The sequence below is a fragment of the Thermosipho sp. 1070 genome, assembly GCF_001682135.1.
In the GTDB taxonomy this organism is placed as follows: domain Bacteria; phylum Thermotogota; class Thermotogae; order Thermotogales; family Fervidobacteriaceae; genus Thermosipho; species Thermosipho affectus.
On the sequence record NZ_CP007121.1, the window covers coordinates 948,405 to 970,360 of the forward strand.

At 30.5% G+C, this 21,956-nt stretch carries 19 protein-coding genes; 13 read left to right on the top strand and 6 right to left on the bottom strand.

Annotated elements, in window-relative coordinates:
• Positions 1–26: 26 nt before the first annotated feature.
• Genes Y592_RS04715 through Y592_RS04735 form a run of 5 tightly spaced genes read left to right on the top strand, consistent with a single transcriptional unit; the run spans position 27 to position 3,888 of the window.
• Positions 27–560 (top strand): transcriptional regulator, encoded by a 534-nt coding sequence (locus Y592_RS04715; protein ID WP_075665866.1) that lies wholly within the window; start codon positions 27–29, stop codon positions 558–560.
• Complete coding sequence (locus Y592_RS04720) at positions 557–1,183, top strand: hypothetical protein (RefSeq protein WP_075665867.1); 627 nt, start codon at positions 557–559, stop codon at positions 1,181–1,183. Before Y592_RS04715 ends, Y592_RS04720 begins: the two co-directional genes overlap by 4 nt.
• Positions 1,158–1,901 carry an ABC transporter ATP-binding protein gene (locus Y592_RS04725; protein ID WP_075665868.1) on the top strand — a complete coding sequence of 248 codons (744 nt, stop codon included), beginning with the start codon at positions 1,158–1,160 and terminating at the stop codon, positions 1,899–1,901. Before Y592_RS04720 ends, Y592_RS04725 begins: the two co-directional genes overlap by 26 nt.
• A gap of 12 nt (positions 1,902–1,913) precedes the next feature.
• Positions 1,914–3,404 carry a hypothetical protein gene (locus Y592_RS04730; protein ID WP_075665869.1) on the top strand — a complete coding sequence of 497 codons (1,491 nt, stop codon included), beginning with the start codon at positions 1,914–1,916 and terminating at the stop codon, positions 3,402–3,404.
• Positions 3,405–3,414: 10 nt separating this feature from the next.
• Entirely contained in the window at positions 3,415–3,888 is a 474-nt protein-coding gene (locus tag Y592_RS04735) for a peroxiredoxin (protein ID WP_075665870.1), read from the top strand.
• A 32-nt stretch (positions 3,889–3,920) separates the two neighbouring features.
• On the opposite strand, the gene Y592_RS04740 is transcribed toward Y592_RS04735, so the two are convergent.
• Positions 3,921–6,362 (bottom strand): alpha-amylase family glycosyl hydrolase, encoded by a 2,442-nt coding sequence (locus Y592_RS04740; protein WP_075665871.1) that lies wholly within the window; start codon positions 6,360–6,362, stop codon positions 3,921–3,923.
• Positions 6,363–6,441: 79 nt separating this feature from the next.
• Entirely contained in the window at positions 6,442–7,761 is a 1,320-nt protein-coding gene (locus tag Y592_RS04745; RefSeq protein ID WP_075665872.1) for a hypothetical protein, read from the bottom strand.
• 238 nt (positions 7,762–7,999) lie between these two features.
• Here Y592_RS04745 and Y592_RS04750 point away from each other — a divergent pair, with 238 nt between their 5' ends.
• The 5 genes from Y592_RS04750 to Y592_RS04770 all read left to right on the top strand — a co-directional run bounded on the left by Y592_RS04750 (position 8,000) and on the right by Y592_RS04770 (position 13,340).
• A complete protein-coding gene (locus Y592_RS04750) occupies positions 8,000–9,586 on the top strand; it encodes a methyl-accepting chemotaxis protein (RefSeq protein WP_232218158.1) in 1,587 nt (528 codons plus the stop codon).
• 60 nt (positions 9,587–9,646) lie between these two features.
• Positions 9,647–11,971, top strand: coding sequence for a homocysteine S-methyltransferase family protein (locus Y592_RS04755; protein ID WP_232218159.1), 2,325 nt, complete (start codon positions 9,647–9,649; stop codon positions 11,969–11,971).
• An 88-nt stretch (positions 11,972–12,059) separates the two neighbouring features.
• The gene (locus Y592_RS04760; protein ID WP_075665874.1) at positions 12,060–12,260 is read left to right on the top strand and encodes a helix-turn-helix transcriptional regulator; all 201 of its coding nucleotides are present in this window, start codon (positions 12,060–12,062) and stop codon (positions 12,258–12,260) included.
• Positions 12,253–12,891, top strand: a complete 639-nt coding sequence (locus tag Y592_RS04765; RefSeq protein ID WP_075665875.1) for a hypothetical protein — start codon at positions 12,253–12,255, stop codon at positions 12,889–12,891. Before Y592_RS04760 ends, Y592_RS04765 begins: the two co-directional genes overlap by 8 nt.
• On the top strand, positions 12,888–13,340 hold the full coding sequence (locus Y592_RS04770; RefSeq protein ID WP_088368900.1) for a hypothetical protein: 453 nt from the start codon (positions 12,888–12,890) through the stop codon (positions 13,338–13,340). Before Y592_RS04765 ends, Y592_RS04770 begins: the two co-directional genes overlap by 4 nt.
• 47 nt (positions 13,341–13,387) lie before the next feature.
• On the opposite strand, the gene Y592_RS04775 is transcribed toward Y592_RS04770, so the two are convergent.
• The 4 genes from Y592_RS04775 to Y592_RS04790 form a co-directional block, all read right to left on the bottom strand.
• Positions 13,388–15,067, bottom strand: a complete 1,680-nt coding sequence (locus tag Y592_RS04775) for a methyl-accepting chemotaxis protein (protein ID WP_075665877.1) — start codon at positions 15,065–15,067, stop codon at positions 13,388–13,390.
• A gap of 117 nt (positions 15,068–15,184) precedes the next feature.
• Complete coding sequence (locus Y592_RS04780; RefSeq protein ID WP_075665878.1) at positions 15,185–15,730, bottom strand: C40 family peptidase; 546 nt, start codon at positions 15,728–15,730, stop codon at positions 15,185–15,187.
• Between the two features lie 405 nt (positions 15,731–16,135).
• On the bottom strand, positions 16,136–16,576 hold the full coding sequence (locus Y592_RS04785) for an OsmC family protein (RefSeq protein ID WP_075665879.1): 441 nt from the start codon (positions 16,574–16,576) through the stop codon (positions 16,136–16,138).
• 146 nt (positions 16,577–16,722) lie between these two features.
• Entirely contained in the window at positions 16,723–17,994 is a 1,272-nt protein-coding gene (locus Y592_RS04790) for an HD domain-containing phosphohydrolase (protein ID WP_075665880.1), read from the bottom strand.
• A gap of 114 nt (positions 17,995–18,108) precedes the next feature.
• On the opposite strand from Y592_RS04790, the gene Y592_RS04795 reads away from it, so the two are divergent.
• Genes Y592_RS04795 through guaA form a run of 3 tightly spaced genes read left to right on the top strand, consistent with a single transcriptional unit; the run spans position 18,109 to position 21,945 of the window.
• Entirely contained in the window at positions 18,109–19,830 is a 1,722-nt protein-coding gene (locus Y592_RS04795; RefSeq protein WP_075665881.1) for a DUF2207 domain-containing protein, read from the top strand.
• 9 nt (positions 19,831–19,839) lie between these two features.
• A complete protein-coding gene (locus Y592_RS04800) occupies positions 19,840–20,379 on the top strand; it encodes a LemA family protein (RefSeq protein WP_232218228.1) in 540 nt (179 codons plus the stop codon).
• Between the two features lie 24 nt (positions 20,380–20,403).
• Entirely contained in the window at positions 20,404–21,945 is a 1,542-nt protein-coding gene (gene guaA, locus Y592_RS04805) for a glutamine-hydrolyzing GMP synthase (protein WP_075665883.1), read from the top strand.
• The last annotated feature ends 11 nt before the right edge of the window (positions 21,946–21,956 follow it).

The following is a 21,956-nucleotide window of genomic DNA, read 5'->3' on the forward strand; positions in this document are numbered from 1 at the left end:
AATAGAAATGAAAAAAAGGTGAGAAAATGAATGAACTTTTAAAAATTTTGTCTTCACCACAGCTTTTTGAAGTTTTAAATTTTTTGAAAGATCATTCCAACAAAAACCCAAGTTCTATTGCAAAGGAATTGGGATTCCATACGTTTACGGTTCAAAGATATTTAGAGATATTGGAAAAATTTGGAATCGTATCCTCAAAAGTTGAAAGAAAAATAGGAAGACCTTCAAAAAAATATAGATATTGTGGCGGTAAGGTAACAATAGATTTTGACGAGATTTTAAAAGTCTTTGAATTAAAATCAAAAAAGATACGTGAAAGAGAAAGTAAGGCAAGGTATAACTATGACTTAAAGAAAGAGACTATAAACGGTGTTGTTAAAAATGGGAAAATTATAAAGCTTTCTGATGTAGAAGGAAGGGTGTTATTTTTAGTACCTCCAATAGATAGTACGGGAATTTTAATTTCTAAAATTGTTGAAAAGTTAAACTTTCCGGAATTTGATATTTTATTTGCAATTAATAACCTTGTTTTAATGGATATTGTAGAGGTGGTAAAGTGAATATAATATTGTTTTTTGTGATTTTTTATTTTATTTTAAGGTATGTGCTGTTCAAATATTTTGGTGGAGAGAAAAGCAAATTATTAAGATATGATTATTGGAATTTCTTTATTTTAATTTTAATCCTTTTTTTAAGTGTTAATTTTTCTTCTTATGTTTTTTACTTTGTAATTGTATTTGGATTAGTATTTAACATATTTTACTTTTTTACGTATAGAATAACATTTGTTAGTTTTATTCTAAATTTGGCAATTATTATCTGTTTTCTGTTTCCTAAATACATTTGGGTTTCATCCTTTTTTGTTTTAATTCAATTTATTCGTATGAAGTTAATACCAATGTACAATTGGATTTACGTTTCAAGTGAGGCTGAAAATATAGCAAATAAATGTAAAAAAGGTGGTTATTCTAGAAAGCCCGTGGTGATTTTTGGTGATTTTGGGAAAAGAGTAATAATAAATGGAAGGGGAATAATAGTTAATGTTTTGAATGATAAAATGGTGTTTAGAATAACGAGAAATACTCATAGAGCGTTAGGTGAGCCAAATCTATACGAATTTTGTGAAAAAATGTCGAAAGTCATTAGGGGGTGGTTGGATGATAAAAGCGGAAAAGTTAACTAGAAAATTTGGGAATTTTGTTGCGGTAAATGGTATTGATTTGTATATTGAAAAGGGAAAAATTTTTGGATTTTTGGGTCCAAATGGTGCGGGAAAAACAACAACAATTCGCATGTTAACTGGGTCTTTAAGACCTACAAGTGGTAAAGTGGAAATTTTTGGGCTTGATATGAAAACACATGAATTAGAGATAAAAAGAAGAATAGGAGTTGTACCAGATGAACCTAGAATTTACGATCATTTGAGGGGATATGAATATCTAGAGTTTATAATGGACATTTACAGGCAAAATACTAAGGAAGTTAAAAAGAGGATAGAAGAACTATCCGAGGCATTTGGGGTTGATTATCTTGACAAGCAAATTTCCGATATGTCGCATGGTATGAAACAAAAATTGATGGTAATAAGCGTTTTGATGAGAAAGCCAGAAGTTATATTTTTAGATGAACCAACTGTAGGATTAGATGCAAAGAGTGCAAAGATTTTAAAAGAGCTTTTGAGAAAATATGCAAATCAAGGAGTTACAATTTTTCTAACAACTCATATATTAGAGATAGCAGAGAAGATGTGTGATGAAATAGCTATTATAAATAAAGGAGAGATAATAGCACAGGGGGATATTGAAACTTTAAAACAAGGAGAAAACAAATCGCTTGAAGACCTCTTTTTGGAGTTAACTGCACAAGAAGAAGATATAAAAAATATTGTGGATTCACTTTAAGGGGGTGGTTATATGAGAGAATTTGTTATATTACTCAAATATCTGAGTAATCCCCATTTATACGGGAAGAAAAAATCATCGGTTAAAGGTAATTTTCTCAGGCAATTGTTGGCATATATGATGGGTGCTATTCCATTAGGAGTAATGGTATTTTTCTTTTCAAAAAAAATCTTTGTGGAATTGTACAAAGTAGATCAAATGGCTGCAAAGTATATGTTTTTAATGTGGAATTCCATACTTTCTTTGTTTTTTGTGGTGGGATTTATCGGGCTTGCCATGTATTCACTTTCAAGAAACGATGAAATGGAATTATTACTAACTATGCCTATTTCAAGGACTGTGTTAACTGCTTTTCAAATATTTTCTGCAACATTGTCGCAGTTATATACTCTTTCATTTTTTGTGTTTGTTTCCCTATCTTACATTATATCCGTAAAGCAGAATATATTATTGGGAATTTTGCAGATAATTTTACATATTTTCTTTTTGATTGTTTTTTCTTCTGTAGTTGCTGTATTGATAGGTGGAAAAACTTCAAAATCTTTCACAAGAAGGTTTTACATGATAGTGTTACTTTTATCTATGTTTTTCTACTTTTTTATAATTGCAATGATGGATGTAGATGTTTCAAAACTTCAAAATATGGCAAAATTGTTTATTTTTTCCTCAAAAGAATACAATTTCCTTGCGTGGAGTTTTATTTCTGAAAAAACATTTTTTTATTCACTTGTTTCTACCGTTTTGCTTACATTTTCATTTGTTGGTATATCTAGGAAAGTTGGGTTTGAACCTGTTCAGTCAAAGAGAAAGAGGGGGTATAAAATATCTAGTGCAGGTTCTCCAATAAAAGCGGTTTTCAAAAAAGATATGAAGGCTGCTTTAAGATATGAACAGTTTTTGTATTTTATACTTTATCCATTGGGTTTTGGGATATTTATGATGTTTATAAACAGAAGCGATTTTTTACATTCAATATTTTATACTATTCCAATTTTTACATTTTATATTGCGCTTGAAACAGGCATATTAACGTTTTCTGAGGTATCAAAAATAGAGGTTAGTTCAATGTATCCCATACGTTTTTCAACACTTATGATGCCAAAAATTGTACTTCCTTTAGGATTGAATTTTCTCATACTTTTATTGGTGTTTTTTATTTCCTTATTTTTTGCACCTTTTAGTATTTTTATCTTTTTAATACTTATATTTTCTTTAATTTTATTCTTTATGAGCGGAGTTTTGGGAGCATATTATGCTATAAAATCACCTAACGTTAAGTCAAATAATATGAATAGGATATTTACAGTTTCCGCAACTTTTATAATAGAAACAATAACTATGGGCCTGGCTTTTGGAATTATTATGCCATATTTTGTTATAATTAGAAGTGAAAGTGCACCGTGGTGGTTATATTTGATATTTATATCTTCAATTGTGTTTAGTGTATTACTTTCATTTGTGTATATTAAAAGATTAAAAAAGCTTATCTATCAAAAATTGTGAGGTGATAGATATGAAGTATTTTAAATTTGACATAGGTGACATCTTAGATGTAGAGTTTACAAATCTTGAAGGTAAGAAAGTAAAACTTCCAAAGGGAAAATGGGTTGTTTTGTATTTTTATCCAAAGGATAATACCAAAGGTTGCACAACAGAAGCATTGGAATTTTCAGGGCTTATAGACGAATTCAAAAAATTAAATGCAGAAGTAATAGGTGTAAGTCCAGATAAAGTTGAAAGTCATAAAAAATTCATAGCAAAACATAACTTAAAAGTAAAGTTTTTAAGTGATGAAAATAAAGCTGTACTGGAAAAGTTGGGAGTTTGGCAGTTGAAAAAGATGTACGGAAGAGAGTATTACGGGGTTGTAAGAACTACTGTATTAGTTGATCCAGATGGAAAAATAGAATATGTGTGGGAGAAAGTAAAGGCAAAAGGACATGCAAAAGAGGTACTTGAAAAGTTAAGAGAATTAATTGAAAGATAAAAAAAGTGCGCATTTGCGCACTTTTTTAATTGTCAATGGTTGAGTATGAAGATGTAAACTTGTCTTGGATTAATTGTATATTCAACGTCTGTGTCAATGTATGTCTTTTGTGTATCCCATGTAAAATTATTTAAATCGGCGTATAGTATGCGGGTATATCCCTTTGGAATTGTAAATTTGTTTTGATAAATGGGATCGGGGTTGATAAGTACTAAGGCTTCTTGGTTGAAATACGACTTTTTCAGTACAATAAGGTTTTTCCAATTTTTTTCGATATTTACATTTCCATGCGAAAGTGCATAGTAGTCTTTTTTTAGATTGAATATAGTTTTGAAATAATTTAGTAATGATTTTTCATTTTCTTCTTCTTCTTCCACCGAAACGCCATCGTATGGATCATCGTATATAGCTCCATCTAGATTTGCATTTCCAAATGTTATGTTTTTTAATTGATATATTTTTTTAGTCCAATTTGTTTGTCCTTCGCCAGATTGTGAAGCATACCACTGCATGGGTTCTCTAACAGGTTCATCATACACAGGTCCATTCCATTTAAATCCTTTAAGTCCTATTTCATTACCGTAATATATAGTTGGAAGACCTTCTAAAAATACCAATAAAGTATTTAGAACTGCATATTGTGAAGTTCCATATGAATTATTATGATATTTTTCATCGCATAGAACCGAGATAAATCTATTAAGGTCATGGTTATCTAAAAACGGAAAATAATTTGGAAAGATCCCTTCGTAGTCTACGTCTTTGTACCAGGTGGAAATTAAGTTGTCTTTGCCTTCGTAATTTTCCCTTGTGTTAAACATAAAATTAAAATCAAAGACGGGCATAGGTGCAAATTTTTTTAAGATATCTATATTTCCATCGTATGCTTCACCTACAACAATTATATCTTCTTTTATCGATTTTACATACCTTGCAAGTTCTTTGGAGTACTCGGTGGATTTTTCTATTCCATCATCCCAATCATTTCCATAGAAATGTTTTACGGCGTCAAATCTAAACCCATCTACACCTTGTAAAATCCAGTAATTTAAAATATCCCTGTGTAATTCTTTGACTTCTGGATTATCAAGGTTAAAATCTGGCATGGACGGCCCAAATATTCCAAAGTAATAAATTTTTTTACCCTTTGAATTTACTTTGTAATGCCAGTGGGGAAGATTCTTTTCTTCAAGACTCATAATATAATAGTTCCAATATTTTGAGTTTGTCGTATTTTCTATGGCATCTAAAAACCATGGGTTTTTGTCTGAAGAGTGATTTAGTGGAATATCAAGTATTATTTTTATATTATTTTCATGTGCTTTCTTTAAAAGTTCGATAAAATCATTAATATTACCATATTCTGGGTTTATTTTGTAGTAATCTACCACATCATATCCGTGGTATGATGTAGATTTAAATATAGGCATAAGCCATATGGTGCTTATTCCAAGTTTTTTTAGGTAATCTATTTTTCGTGTTATTCCCTGTAGGTCACCTATTCCATCGTTATTTCCATCAAAGAATGATCTTACAAACAAAAGGTACATAATATTTGAAGAGAATATTTCATTAAGTAATTCTTTTGCGTCTATTTTTGTTAGACCACTTTCCTTTCCATCATAGATGGCATTTATGTAATAGATGTATTTTTCTTTTGTTGGATTTGTATCGACAAATTCTGTGTTTGTTGTTTTCCCAAGAAAGTCTATGTCAAGTTCATTTGAACCTTTGTATATGTAAAAGGTTGCTGGAAGGGTGTATTTCCAAGAAAGCTTAATACCGTTATTTGTTATTTCTGCTGTTGCATCTTTTATTTCTTCAAGGTATGGAAGAATAGGTTCTAGAACTATATTTTCTTCTTTTATTTCAAAATTTAATGTGGTTTTTGATGCGGGAAATACTTGAGCTATGGTGTTAATTTTTACGTTTTTTTCTTGAGTTGTAGTTGCATTAATACTTATTTCCCAGACCCCCGGATAAACCTCTTTTTCAAAAGATATGTTGTTTTCTATAAAGTTATGTACAGGCGATGCAGTTAATGTACCTTTAATTGTCGATTCTTTGATTTCTGTACCTTTTGCCTTTAAAGTAATAACCAAAGTGCCGTTTGTGAAAATAGTTTGTATAGTTATTTTGTTTTCACCGTATGAAAGGGTGGTTTCTTTTTCACCGTAAGCTACAAGTGCTTTGTTGTATCCTTCTACCCTTATTTTGTATTTACCCGGGGTAAGTCCTTCTAGGTTTGTAAAAAGAGAGTCCTTTAGATCCCTTTTTAACACTAATTTTGAGCCTTGGAATATCTTTAGTGTGTATTTTTCTATTTTTACGTCTTTTTCAAAACTTTGCGCGGAGATCTTCGGAGCACTTTCTATTGCCCCTTTTAATGATATACTCAAAGACATTTTTAAGGGAGTGGTACACGAAAAAAGAAGAAGTAGTACTATCAAAACAGAAAAGATAACTTTTTTCATATAAACCCTCCTTTGTGGTATCGGTTCCAAATAATTATAACAAAACTCCCCTTCGAATTGAAGGGGAGTTTGGAATTTGTTAGTATAGCTTTAATATTGCATCTATTTTCAAAGCGTTATTTAACCCTTTGATTGTTATTTGTATACTTTCGTCGCTGAAAGTTGTAAATGTTGTATTATTTAATAGTGAATTTAGTAATATATATAAAGATTCTTCTGTTCCCCAGTAGTTCCATATTTTTTGTTCCAAAAGACTGTCAAAGAAGCTTTTTTTGATTCCAAGGTTGTTATCCCTTAAATCAATTGGATCAGGTAGATTTTTGAAATCTATTGTAAGTGTTGCAGAAAATGTGGTTTGACTTGCTTCTATTACAAGTTTTGAATCTAGCGAATGATTTAGTTCTTTTAATATGTCAATATATGCCTTATTATTAATCTGTGTTCCATTTATTTTTATGTCTGTGTTTTCCGTATCTATTTTTTCATCTAGTTCTTTTCCAATGCGTATATCAGAGTCTTCCGTTGCACCAAATTTTAATGCAAAGAGTTCAAAAAAACTGTACCAATTTGTCCATCCCTTTTCGTTTGTCTTTGTTTTTTCAAAATTGTACAGCTCAATAGCACTGTCTAATATGGTTTTGGCAATTTTTATTTCCTCTTTTATTCCAGGAATTTTAAACAGTGTTTCTGTAAATAAATCTTTCATATCAAGAATGTCTTTATCTTCCGATATTTCGGAAAGTTGATATCCCAAATCTTTTAGCGTTGTCCAAAATTCCTGTGTGTTTGGTTCTGCAAATGAAGTATTTGAGATAAGGTTACTTGCTTGGGATGTCAAAAATGTATCAATTTTTCCCATTTTTGCATTTTTTACACTTTTTACATAATTTCTTATCCTTTCTCTTTTTTCATATGTTTTTACAATGTATGTTGTAAAGGTGTGTAGTATAACGACATCTCTGTAATCCATAGCTATTTCTTTGTCTGTTTCAATGTTAAATGCATTCAAAATCTTTTCCCTTGCCTCTTTTTTAAACACGACTTTGAAATCTAATCTGTCCTCTTTTTCTCTAATTTTATTTGTTGTTTCTAATATCTTCTTAAATTTTTCGATCAAATTCGGATGTTCTTCAATAAGTTCTAATATGTTCTCTATTATGTCTTCCATTTGCTCTTCTTCAGTTGAAAAGGTATGCATTTCTGTTGTTGATTTTGGGGCAATGATTTCTGAAAGCTCTGCAATAAAGTTTTGGGTTTCATCGTCAATGACCACGGAAGCAATGTAGGATGTTTCATCACTCGATAAATTTGAAATTTCTGAATTTGTTGGAATTTCGTTGAAGTTAACACATCCAAATAATATGAATAATAAAGATATTATAACTAGAAATTTTTTCATATGTACCACCTCCTTTGACTTTAGACACCTTCTAAATTATAACATTTTTATATTAAAGTTTCGTTTTTTTGATTTAAATTTTGATTTTGTATAAATCGTTTAAAAGGATATTAACGTAAATATGAGTTGAAATGATATAAATTAGATGTTTATAATAATTTACAGAGTTTGTTTGAATGTCTTAAAATTTAAAGGAGGGATTTTTATTAGAAGTATATCATCCAAGATGTTTTTCATTGTGGGCGTTGTTTTTGCTGGTATGGTTATATTTGGATTTATATTTTGGTTTAACGTGGATAAGATTTACATGAGAGAAAAAGTTACCTTTACTGTTAATAGTCAAATAGTTGAGCTTGGAATTTACGAAAATGATTTTCTTGTAGCGGTGCAAACTAAAGATTTTAACTTATTAAAAGATACTATAGAACATTTTGAAAGAAAATTAGAAGAAATGGAAAAAGTGAGAGGAAATTTTAATAATAGGCAAAGAGAGCTTTTTGAAAGTAGTATTATATCATTAAAAAAATTGATAGAAAGTGTTAAAAATATAGATATCCAAAATATTGATCAAAAAACTTTTCAAAACTTTGTGCACATTCAGTTTCAAGTTCGAAAATTACTACTTGAGCTAGTGGATTTACTAAAAGAGAATACATCAAATGCGATGAAGAATTTAATTCTAAGTACAATTTTTGTTTTAGTGGTTGTAGGTAGTATAGTTATAATAATTGTTTTGTTAATAACAAGGGGGTTGATAACTCCTTTAAAAAAAGCATCTGTGCTTGTTGAAAATTTAAGTAATGGTGTTTTAAATGTTGAAATAGAAAAAATAAAGAGTAAAGATGAAATAGGACGTATGGCTCAATCTGTTGAAAAGCTAAGGGAAAAGTTATTTGATGTTATAGAGGGAATAAATAATTCATCTAGTGAGTTGAGTGCAAATAGTGAAGAGTTATCAGCTGTGTCAGAAGAAATATCTACGAACTTAAATAGTGTTTCTGAGGGTATTGATAAGTTAAGTAAGGAAGCTCAAGATAATTCTGCAGCTCTTCAGGAAATAACTGCAAGTATTGAGGAATTTGCAGCATCTGCAGATGTCAACGCAAAAGCAGCACAGGATATGCTTGAAAAAACAAATGAATTGCATAATTTATCAGATAAAAGTACAAAAAAAGTAAGCGAAATTGTAGATAAAATAAAAAATACAAAGGAGCTTAGCGATATAACAAAAAGAAGTTTAGAAAAACTACTACAAATGGCGGGCAATATAAATACTATAGTAAACACAATAAATGCTATATCAGAGCAGACAAATTTACTTGCATTAAATGCTGCAATAGAGGCTGCACGTGCCGGTGAAGCGGGTAAAGGCTTTGCAATAGTTGCAGATGAGATAAGAAAACTTGCGGAAGAGAGCAAAAATGCAACACAACAGATTGTTCAGATATTAGAGAGTATAAGTACGGGAATAGTAAATTCTTCTGATTTTGTTGAAAAAACAACACATTCTATAAATGATGTTGCCGTATCTTCAGAAAAAATAATGCATATATTTGAAAGTATAAAAGAGATGTTGAAAGAAGTACGTGAAAAAGTTGATATTGTTGCATCTAATACACAAGAACAAAGTACAGGTATAGAAGAGATGTCAGCTGCAGTTACTAGATTAAATACACTGTTAAGTACTACCGCAGAAGTAACTGAAGATGCAAATGCCGCGTTGCAAGAATCAAATGGTGCAGTAGAAGAAATGAGTGCGTCGATACAGTCATTAGCATCGATTGCGCAACATCTTCAAAGAAAAATTGAATACTTTAAATTGTAATACAGGGAAGGTTTTACCTTCCCTGTTTTTTTGGTGGTAGAATAGTTTTAAATAAGGGGGATGGTAGCCATTTTGAATAGAAATAGTTTTTTAGAACTTTTGAATCAAAGAGTTTTATTTCTTGATGGAGCATATGGCACGGAATTTTTTAAAAAGGGCTTTAAAGGGCCTGTGGAAATTTTGAATATAGTTTCTCAAGAAAAGATATATGACCTTCAAAAGTCATATGTAGAAGCAGGTGTTGATTTTCTTCTTACAAATACATTTAGTGCAAATAGGTTTAAATTAAAATCTTTAGGTGTCAGATATGATTTAAGAGATATAAATCACAGTGCAGTGAAAATAGCAAAAAAAGCTGCAGGAGACAATGTATATGTCTTAGGTGATATTTCATCTACTGGGGTGTTAATAGAGCCTTTTGGAAAAACAACCTTTGATGAAGTCTACAGTGTTTTTAAAGAGCAGGGAGAAATACTTTTAAACTCCGGTGTAGATGGATTTATAATTGAAACTATGACCGATTTAAAGGAATTGAAAGCAGCTGTGTTTGCCCTAAGAGACCTTTCTAATGATGTGCCAATAATTGCACAGATGAGTTTTGAGGAAAATGGTGTTTCAATTACGGGGACGAGTGTTGAGATATTTGCAACACTTTTAAACGATTTAGATGTAGATGTGATTGGAGTAAATTGTACATTAGATCCGGTAAAATTGCTTTTTGTTTTTAAAAAACTTGCAAGTTTTTCGCAGAAACCTTTAAGTGTTGAGCCAAATGCAGGAAAGCCAAAATTAAAAAATAAAGAGTTGATTTACCAAGTGACCCCTGGAGAATTTGCACGTTATATGGTGGAATTTGTTGAGTTTGGTGCAAATATTGTAGGTGGGTGTTGTGGAACATCGCCTGAGCATATAAGGTACATGATAAATTTTGTTGGAAGGAAAAGTCCAAAGAAAAGAAGAATGGTGTTGTCACAGTATATTTCAAATAGAACAAGGTTAAGGAAAGTATCCCCCTTTTTAGTTATAGGTGAAAAAATTAATGCTTTTGGAAGGAAAAAATTTCAAGAAAATATAAAAGTGAAAAATTTTGAAAGGGTTGTAAAACTTGCTAGACTTCAAGAGCAAGATGGCGCACATGTTTTAGATGTTAACTTGGGAATTGAAAAACTCTTAAGTAGAGACCACTTTAAAAAGGTGGTACTTGTTCTTGATAAAATAGGGGCTCTACCGTTGTCTTTGGATATACAAGAATTTGAGTTTATGAAAGTTGCACTAAAAGAATATGTGGGAAGACCTATTGTAAATTCGGCTAAAGCGGATTTAGAAAGTTTAGATAAGGCAATATATCTTTTAAAAAGATATGGTGGGATGTTAATTCTTCTTGCAATGAAGGATAAAATACCACAAAGTGCAGAAGAAAGGTTTAATATTTCTTTGGAAGCTATATCTTATTTGGAAAAAAATGGTATTCCAAAAGAAAGAATTTTTGTAGATCCATTAGTGTTGCCACTAAGTACAGGAAATAACCCAAATATTACGTTAAAGACAATAAAACTTTTAGCTAAAAGAGGAATATTGACAAGTATAGGACTTTCTAATTTGAGTTTTGGGATTTTAAAGAGAGAAGCGGTTAATTCTGCGTTTCTTTCACTTGCAATGGAAAAAGGGTTAAATGCGGCGATATTAAACACATCTGAATCATGTACTATGAACGTGGTGTATGGCAATCTTTTTTTAAGAGGAATAAAACTTGAAAAATTAGAAATAAAAGAGGATCCCATAGTAGAGATGATTTTAAAAAATGATGAAGAAGGTTTAAGGAAAGAAATAGATAAACTTCTTAAAACATATACACCTTTTCAAATAATGCAAGATATATTATCAAAAGCAATAACACGTATAGGTGATTTATATTCAAATGGAAAAATTTTTTTACCGCAATTTATGATATCTATGGAAACGATTGTTCCTATTTTTGATTATTTAAATAGTTTGATTCCAAATGAGGAGAAAGGAAAGACGGTATTACTTGCAACTGTTGAGGGAGATGTACATGATATAGGAAAAAAGATAGTTAAAGTTGTTTTAAAGAGTGTGGGGTTTCATGTAATAGATTTAGGCGAAAATGTACCGTCAGATGTTATTTTGAAAAAGGTTAAAGAATACACACCTGATATATTGGGGCTTTCCACTATGATGACTACTACAATTAAAAAGATAAAAGAAGTAAAAGAATTACTTGAAAAAGAGAAAATTAATATCCCAATAATTGCAGGAGGAGCTTCTATGAACGAGGAGATAGCAAAAGAGTTTGGAGTTATTTATGGAAAAAATGCAATAGATGCCTTAAATAAAATAAAGGATATAATAAATGAAAAACTTTAAAAAGCATTGTACCAACAAGTTGTTTTTGTCAATTATACTTGACAAAATGTAAAATATATTTTACAATAATTATTGGAGGTAAAGTGTAATGAAAAATAAGATAAAGTTTTTTAGGGCTTTAAATAATATAACCCAAGAAGAACTTGCAAAAAAAGTAGGAGTTTCAAGGCAAACTATAAATTATATAGAAAGAGGAAAATATGTGCCATCGGTATTACTTGCGTTGAAAATAGCTAGAGTGTTTAATTGTCAAGTTGAAGAGGTATTTATTTTAGAAGAAGGTGATTAAAATTAGAAAAATTTTGTCTTTTTTTGAAATAGTATTGCTCTTTATAATCACATTTATGATTTCAATTAACAGATGGTTTTCTATTTTTTATCTTTTACCTATATTTTTTGAGTTATATAAAGATATGTTTTCTAAAGAGGTTGATGAATTCGAAAGGTTGGTAAGGTATAAAACGTCTAATATTGTGTTATATATTGTTATTTGTATGTCTGTGACATTTTTGTTGTTGGGATTATTTCCAACAAGGGATATTTATTATTTTTACATATTGTTTCCTTTACTTTTGAGAAGCCTATTGTATATAGGATATTTTTATAGAAGAAAAAGAGTGATAAAAGTTACCGGATATACACTGTTTATAATGTTATCAATTTTTATACTGTTATCTCATGGTTTTACAAAAGAGAGTTTGTTTGAGTGTGTTGTGCCTTTGTTAATATTAATTTCTACATGGGTTTCAATATACTACAGATGGGTTGGCGGTGTAATGTTCTTTGGATATTTTTTAGTATTTAGTTTTTATATCTTTAGAGGTACTTTAAATGTAGGGAAAGTACTTGTATATTCTTTACTTGGAACTGTTTTGTTATTTTTGAGTGTTCAGTCTGTGAGAAAGGAGGAGAAAATATGAAAAGATATATATTATTGCTGTTGTTTTTTAGTGGAGTGATTTTGGCAAATGGATTTAGTTATATACTCGGAGTTGTGATTACTGGTACTGTTTTTCCTTATTTTGAAGTAAAGTATAATTTGGAAGAAATATCTATTGGTTGTTCGATAGGAATGACGTTTGTAGAAGATAAAAAGAATGAATTTTACGATTTTTTATTATCACCGAAAGTTAGTATATCATACTTTCCTTTTAAACAATTTTTTATAAAAGCTAATTTTCGAACGATAGTTGTGTTTCCGTATCAACAAAAGCAGTTATATCTCTTTGGTGCTGGGATAGGCTATGGGATACCTTTTAATAATGGAAAAATTAATTTTTTGTTATCTGAAAATATTTCATTGCCAATAAGTGCGGCAAGTAAGGTTAGTAGGCCTATACCTATATTAGAATGCGAATATGAGTTTTAAAAAAGAAAAATATTAAAAATGAGGGGAAATTCCCCTCATTTTTGATTTTAAACTTTAAAACCTTCCACACTTTTTTTAAGTTTTTGTACAATTTCTGAAATATCATTGGCTTTATCTTTTGCAGAAATGATTTCTTCACCTTGTTCATTGATTGTTTGATTAATTTCTATCATATTTTGTGTTATTTCATCTATTAGCTTTGATATCTCTTTAATATTACTTGCCATTTCTTCAGCGGATGCACTTTGTTCTTGAGATACCGCAGCGAGGTCTTCTGACTTTCTTGAAGTATTTTCTACGTTTTTTCTTATAACGATAAATTTTTCGTTCATCTTTTTCATCTTTTCAATTATTTCATTTATAGATGCTACCATTTTGCGGCTTGAATCAGCTGTTTCTTTTGATTCTTCCTTAATATTTCCAAGTTTTATGGAAATTTCCTGTGTGGATTTTTTAGCTTCTTCGGCAAGATTTCTAATTTCATCGGCAACTACTGCAAATCCCTTTCCAGCTTCACCTGCTCTTGCCGCTTCAATTGCCGCATTAAGTGCTAAAAGGTTTGTTTGTTCTGCTATTCCGCTTATAACTCCCAATATATCACTTACCGCATTTGCAGATTTTTCGAGAATTTCAGATTTTTCTAGCATTTCATTTGATTCAAAGCTAACTACTTCTATATCTTTGTTTATTTCGTCAATGATTTCCATTCCATTTTTTGCTTCATCTAGGATTTCGTTCATGTTGTAGGATAATTCTGTTGCAGTTTCAGCAACAGATACAGCGGAATTTGCAACTTCCTGAACATCAGAGTCTATTTGACCTACACTTTCTTCAATTTCTTGAAGGTTGTTTGTGAATATATCTGTTACTTTCATGATATTTTCTGATTTAACTCCTACATTATTGAGAAATTCTTTTAGATTATTTACGGAAGAGGATACTTCTTTTGTATTTTTAATAATTGATGTTGCTATGTTCTTAACAATTTCAATAAAAGCATTGAAGCTTTTGGCAATTTTTCCCAATTCATCATTTGTAACAACTGGTATCTGTTTTGTAAGATCAGCTTCTCCTGATTCAAGTTGTTTAAGCGTTTTAAGGAGATGTTTTAGAGGTTTGTAAATGGTGTTTAAATAGATGAAAATGAAGAGTGCAACAATGGAAAAGCCTAATATAGTTAACCAAATTTGTATCTGTTTCATCCAAGAAACTTTTCGTTCGGCAAATTTTTGAAACAGAGAAACTGCGGTGTTCATTTCAGAAAGAAGTTTTTCGTTGTTGTCTATTATGTATTTAATTGCATCTTTATCTTTTCCGTTACTGTTTATAACTTTTTGAATTGCGTTTTTGAATGGTAAGAAAAGTTTTTCTACAACAATTAATTGGTTTTTGATTTCGTTGGTTCCTGCAGGTGGGATTTCTACGGGATTTTTCATGGCAAGATCTGTATATGTTTTTCCTCCATCTTTTAATGCGTATAAAGTTGTTTCGAAAAGTTTCATAGTCTTTGAGAGTTTTTCTTTGTAACTCATGTCACCGTGCGAGATTATTAAAGATTCTTTGGATATTTTTTGTGTTAACATTCTTTGCCTTCCTGCCAAATTAACAATTAAAGAGTCAAATTTTTGAGAATTTGTTATTACATGAGTACTTATAAAGATTGTAACGATTAGAAATGCCAAAATAATCATTGGAACTATTAGCTTTAGTATTATATGTTGCCTCATATAATCCCTCCTTTTAATTATTCTGAATATATTTTAACATATTTTTTGCGTGAATTTAACGTATGATTCAAACAAATTTGACGTGAATTTATACACGTAAACATGTTTTATTATTTTTTATTTAAAAATCACTTTTAAAGGTTTTCCAAAAATAGGATTTTTATTCCATATATTGGAAAGAACTCTATGAGAAACTTTATTTATGTTAATTCCGTCAACAATGTCTGTAGCATCCCAAATCCATACTTTTCCGTTTTTGTCAATTTTATCAAGTATTGCAACGTGATCCATGATGCTATCACCATTTACATCGAAAAAGATTAAATCTCCCTGTTTGGCGCTGCTTGCATCTTCTAATATGACGTTGTATTTAAACAAGGCATCTGCGCTAACGTCATATACAAGTTTTCCCTGATAGACAAAGTGTTTGACACCAAGTTGATTATAAAGATAAACAATTAATCCAGAACAATCAAATCCATTTTTAGGATTTTGCCCACCCCAATGATATGGTATTCCTTCTAATGAAGGTAAAGTTTTAAACCATTTTTCTTTGTCGGCATTTGTAATTGGAACTTGATGGAAATTTTGTGGTATGTGATTTGCTAGAAATATTCCAAAAATTAAGCCTAACACTAATCCAAGCACAAAGTAATTTTCCATTATTTTTCACTATCTCCTTATTGTTATTTGATTTTTTCTTCTATTGGAAGGCTACCATTTTTATTTTACCATTTACACATATGTGGTGGAGAAACTAAAATTGAAAAAACTAAACATCAAAAAAATCGAATTCCTATAGATAGGATACAAACATAACGTTGTAAGTGCTTTTTTGATAAGAAAATACACTTTTAATTAAGTAAACGTTTATTTCATTATCGGAAGTTTTCTAAAGAAATATAAATTTGCTATTTTTTGCTCTTTAATTTATAGCTTTTCATCTAAAATAGTTAAAGTGTTTGAATTTTAAGGGAATTAGAAGTATAACATGTATATAACATATAACGAATAACAAAAAACCTGGGCGTATGTTATATTACCCAGGTTATTTCTTACGTTATGCACTTAAAATTTACTTAATGAAAACTTTATGGGTGTAGGATTTGCTAAGTTGTCTGAAACAGGGCATCTTTGCTCGACTTTTTTTAACCATTCATTTAATGTTTCTTCTGAAGCGTTTGTTTCAAGGGAAAGAGAAACATTAATTTGGGTAAATCCCGTTCTATCTTCTGAAGGTTTTCCTAAAAATTTATTTGGATTTAAATCTCCTTCGATATCTATTTTTATTTTTTTTAATTCAAAGCCCATTTCTTTTGCAACCAAATGACCTACAACATTTAAACAGCCTGCAAAAGCTGCTAGAAGATACTCAACGGGATTTGGACCTTCATCTTTTCCCCCAAGGTTTTCAGGTTCATCAATTGTCATTTTAAAATTCCTTGCAGTTACTAGTGTTTTGGTAAAATTTTCACTTTCTGCTGAAACTCCAAATTTTACAAATGCCATATTATCACCTCCTGTATTGATTATAATACTTATCTATAGTGAAGAAATGAATGAATAGTAATTTTTTTGTTGCAGTTAAAAATATATATATTGAATTGTTGTTAAAAAAATCACAAGCAGTAGTAACAATATAATTTTTATCCAGATTAATCGAAAAACTTTTTAGTTATACTAAAAATATTTTTTAAATTATCCCCAAAAATATCTTCCAAGACATCTATGTAAGAAATTTTTTGCAAACTTTTATCGGATTCAGCAAGGTTTTTAAGGTTATAGAAGATTTTGTTATCAAGTTTACCATTATCAACTTCCTTTTTTAAAATCAAAAGTGCTTTTTTGTATGGTAAAGCCTCTCTATATGGTCTAGGTTCAACCAATGCAGAATAATAATCTGCTATAGCTATTATCCGGTTGTAGACATTTAAATATTCATCGGTTAATCCAAAAGGATAGCCTGAGCCGTCCAATCTTTCATGGTGAGCCCCACATAATATGGCTAAATTTTCAAAATTGGAATTATTTAGCATATTAATGGTATCAATGATGTGTTTTTTCATGATTAGTTGCTCTATTTCTGACAAAGGACCAGGCTTGTGCAAGATTTTAAGGGGGGTTTTTAATTTACCAAGATCATGTAAATAACCACCCATTTTTAAAATCATACCGTCTGCTTTTCCCAAAATGTATTCACCTAATTTTTGAGAAACTTTTGAAACAAAGAAGACATGATCTTTTGTTGTTGGGCTTCTTATTTCTTGGAGTAATGCTATTATTTTGGTAAAATTTATGCTTTCTCTTAACGATAGATTTACTGAAAAATCTTTAAATGTTTCAAAATGCAGTTTATTATCTATTAATTTGTCAATTATCTTGTAATTTTTAAGTATATTTATGGAAACTTTCTTGATGTTTTCAGGCATTTTTATCTTTTCAATTTTTTGCCATAGACTAGGAATAACTTCAGCGTAATCTTCAAAGTTTTTAATTTTGAAAAAGTACCAAGAAATAATATCAGATAATTTAATAATACTACCTATAAATCTTTCTTTAGTTTTATCAGAAAATTCGCTGTGATGATATTTTACTGCTTCAACTGCGTCTTTTTCAAGAAATGTAATGTTTTTAATTAGGTAATATGAAATTTTTGGATGTGTATCTATGTTTTCTAAATGTTCTATTTTTGTGAGATCTCCATAATTTAACGAATTTATTAATTTTAATAATTCGTTTAGTGTGATAAATCCTATGTCATGAAAAAGACCAACGATGAAAACATCATCATAATTTGGTATTCCAAGTTCCTTTGCAAGAAGATAAGAAAACTTTGCAACATGTATTGAGTGTAAAACAAAATCTCTATATTCGTTATAACCTATTTCTTTAAAAAGAAGAATAAAGTTTTTTAACGTAAATCTCATTTGCCATCCTCCTAAATAATATTATAACATGTAATGAGAATCATTTCTAATGTAATTAAAAGACTTTCCCATTGTATTTTTTTAATGTATAATTGACAAAAAGGGGGGGATTACATGAAGAGGATAATTTTTGGTGTGGTTGCATTAATCTTTGGGTATTTTGTTTTTGTTTTTTTGGTAAGTGGATATGCTAAATGGTTTTTTAGTGGAATGTATAAAATAGAATTTGCAAATATAGAGCAAAAAATGGATAAAGATGGGGTATTTCACGTACATGAAATAATAACCTTTGAGATGAAAGAACCATTTAGGGGAGTGTATAGAGAAGTACCTCAGAGTAGGGCGGTAAATATAGAAAATGTAAAGCTTTGGATTGAAAATTTTGAAGGTGAATGGGTAGAATTTTTAGAAAAAAATTCAAAAGGATTTAAAGCAAGGGTTTGGATTTCAAAAGCACCTATTTCACCTGAGAAAATGAAACGTGTAGTTTTGCATGTCAAATACGATGCAAAATATGTGTACGAAAAAGGAAAAGATGTTTCTCAAGTATTTAGGAAATTTTGGGGAGAAGATTGGAATTCACCTGTAGAAAATTTAGTAGCACGATTTATCTTTCCGAAAAATGTAAGACTCTTAAAAGTTTATTCACATCCCAAATTAAATGTACAAAAAAAAGGAAATGAATATATATTTAGTGCCAAAAATATCCCTCCTAATACGTTTTTAGAAGCCCGATTTTTGATGGAGAAAATTCCCGTTAAATACCAGTATGAAAATCCTATGTTAACTTTAAAGTCGGCGGAAGAAATTGAAAATGATTTTACAAAAAAATATGTATTTTCGATATTTTTACCGCCTATAACTTTTGCAGTGGTGGTTGTTTTGTTATTTTTGGTATTTAATTTTTTTGGAAAAGAAAAGAAAGTGTCGTATCAAGGTGTATATGAAAGGGAAATACCGTATCCAGATACACCCGATATAGTAAATGCAATAGTTATCAATCAACTAGGAAAAATAGATGAAAATGGAATTAACGCAGTTATCATGGATTTATACAGAAAAGGATTTTTAAATCTTGATAAGAAAGGATATATTGAAGTTTTGGAAAAAGAAGGTAATTTAAACTCAACAGAGGGGTATTTTTATCAATTTTTGAAAAAATATTCCAGAGATGGAATATTTTCATTTTCTGATTTAAAAAAAGCTCTATCAAGAGACAAAAAACTTGCAAAAGAATTTTTGGACGATTTTAAGGTATATAAAACACTTGTTTTGGATGAAGCAAGGTCGAGAAATTACCTTTCGGTGAAGGGAACATATATTTCATACGTAATAGGGATCACTTCCGTTATAGCTTCTTTTCTTTACTTTCTTGTGTTTTTTAAGCAAAACTTTCTCTATCAATTTATTTTTTCAGGGTTGTTGTTTTTAGCAGGTGGTATTACCTTTATATTGCCTAGAGATGTTTTTGGAAGTTGGTCTAAAGAAGGTAGGGAATATTATCTAAAGTGGATCAATTTTATGAAATTTTTGGAAGATTATTTAGCACTTTCCATGTATCCGCCAGAATCAGTTATTTTGTGGGAAGATTATTTAGTTTATGCAACAGCACTTGGTATAGCAGACAAAGTAGAAAAACATTTGAAAAAAGTAGCACCAAAGGAATTTGAAGAAAGTCGGTTATACTATTATCCGTATATGGGCTTTGGTAGACAATTTGTGGTTATGTCTACAGTTGCAACGAGTGCCGTTTCAGCATCTTCGTCTAATACGTTTAGTGGTGGAGCAGGAGGTGTAGGTGGTGGCTCCGGTGGCGGAGGCGGCGGAGCATTTTAAAAAATGGAGGTGGAGATTTTGATTTGGGTAATTTTGATTGTTGCATTTATTGTTGTGTTATACAACGATTTAGTTAAATTGAAAAAGTTAGTGGAAAATGCCTGGAGTCAAATCGATGTACAATTAAAAAGGAGACACGATTTGATACCAAATCTTGTCAATTCTGTAAAGGGGTATATGAAATTTGAACAGGAGACGTTGGAAAAAGTTATGAAAGCTAGAGCCGCTGCTATTTCTAGCAAAGATATGAATGAAAAGATAAAAAGTGAGAATGAAATTACAGGTCTTCTATCAAGACTTTTTGCACTTGTGGAAAATTATCCCGAGTTAAAGGCAAATGAAAATGTAAAGCAATTAATGGAGGAACTAAAAAAAACAGAGGATAAAATAGCATATGCAAGGCAATTTTACAACGATATAGTTATGAAATACAACACAAGAATCTCAGTCTTTCCAACAAATATAGTTGCAAAGATGTTTAATTTTAAAGAGGCATCATTTTTTAAGATTGAAGAAGTGGAAAGGGAAGTTCCAAATGTAGATATTTAAAAAAAGAGTGTGGGGGGTGTCCTTTTGAAAACGGTGGTTGTTTTAGATTATGGTTCACAGTACACACAACTTATTGTCAGAAGAATCAGGGAAAAAGGTTATTATGCAGAACTTTTGCCTTGGGATGCAACAGAAGAAGAAATAAAATCTTTGAATCCTTTTTCTGTTATACTTTCCGGTGGACCATCGAGTGTATATGAAAAAGATGCACCTTATGTTCCAGATTTCATTTTAAATTTGAAAGTGCCCATATTGGGGATTTGTTATGGCCTTCAGGCATTAGTTTACAAGTTTGGAGGAAAGGTGGAAAAATCAGAAAAAAGGGAATTTGGGCATGCAGTTTTAAAGGTGAAAAAAGATCCTTTATTTGAAGAATTACCCGAAAAGTTTGATGTTTGGATGAGTCACTCAGATAGAGTTGAAAAACTTCCAGAAGGTTTCTACGTCATTGGTGAAAGTGAAAATTCACCTTTTGCCGCTGTGAGAAACAAAGAGGGAACTATTTATGGGGTGCAATTTCACCCGGAAGTGACACATACGCAATTTGGAAGTAAGATTTTGGAAAATTTTGTCTCAAAAATAGCAAAGATGCCTAAAAATTGGCAGATGAGTGACTTTGTAAAAGATAAGATAAGAGAAATAAGACAAATTGTGGGAAATGATAAAGTTATACTTGGTTTGTCTGGTGGAGTAGATTCGTCTGTAGTTGCAATGCTTTTGCATAAAGCAATTGGGAAAAATTCCATTCCAATTTTTGTTGATACGGGACTTTTGAGGTTAAATGAAAGAGAAGAGGTGGAAGAAAAATTTAAAAATTTAGGAATAGAGATATTCGTTGTAGATGCAAAAGAAAGGTTTTTGAGTGCTTTGGAAGGAGTGGAAGATCCTGAAGAAAAAAGAAAGATAATTGGTCATACTTTCATAGATATTTTTTATGAAACTTCTATGAATTTACTTAAAGAGCATGGAAATATTAAATATTTGGCACAAGGGACGTTATACCCCGATATTATTGAAAGTAAAGTAAGCGAAAGAAAATCTGCGGCAAAGATAAAGACACATCACAATGTAGGGGGGCTCCCTGAGAAATTACCTTTTAAAATAATAGAACCTTTGAGGTATCTTTTCAAAGACGAAGTAAGAAAATTGGGAAAGATATTGGGTTTACCAGATGATATGATTAATAGACATCCATTCCCTGGACCAGGACTTGCCGTAAGAATAGTAGGAAAAATCACAAAAAGAGCTGTTGAAATACTACAACAAGCAGATTACATATTTATAGAAGAATTGAAGAAAAATGGTTTGTATGAGAAAGTTTGGCAGGCATTTGCCGTATTTCTTCCCATAAAATCTGTAGGGGTTATGGGAGATTATAGAACGTATGAAAATGTAATAGCATTAAGGGCGGTAAATAGTTTTGATGGTATGACTGCAGATTGGTCAAAACTACCACATGAATTTTTAAATAAAGTTGCAAAAAGAATAATAAATGAGGTTGAAGGAGTAAATAGAGTAGTTTACGATATTACCTCAAAACCACCTGCAACTATAGAATGGGAGTAGTATAACACCCC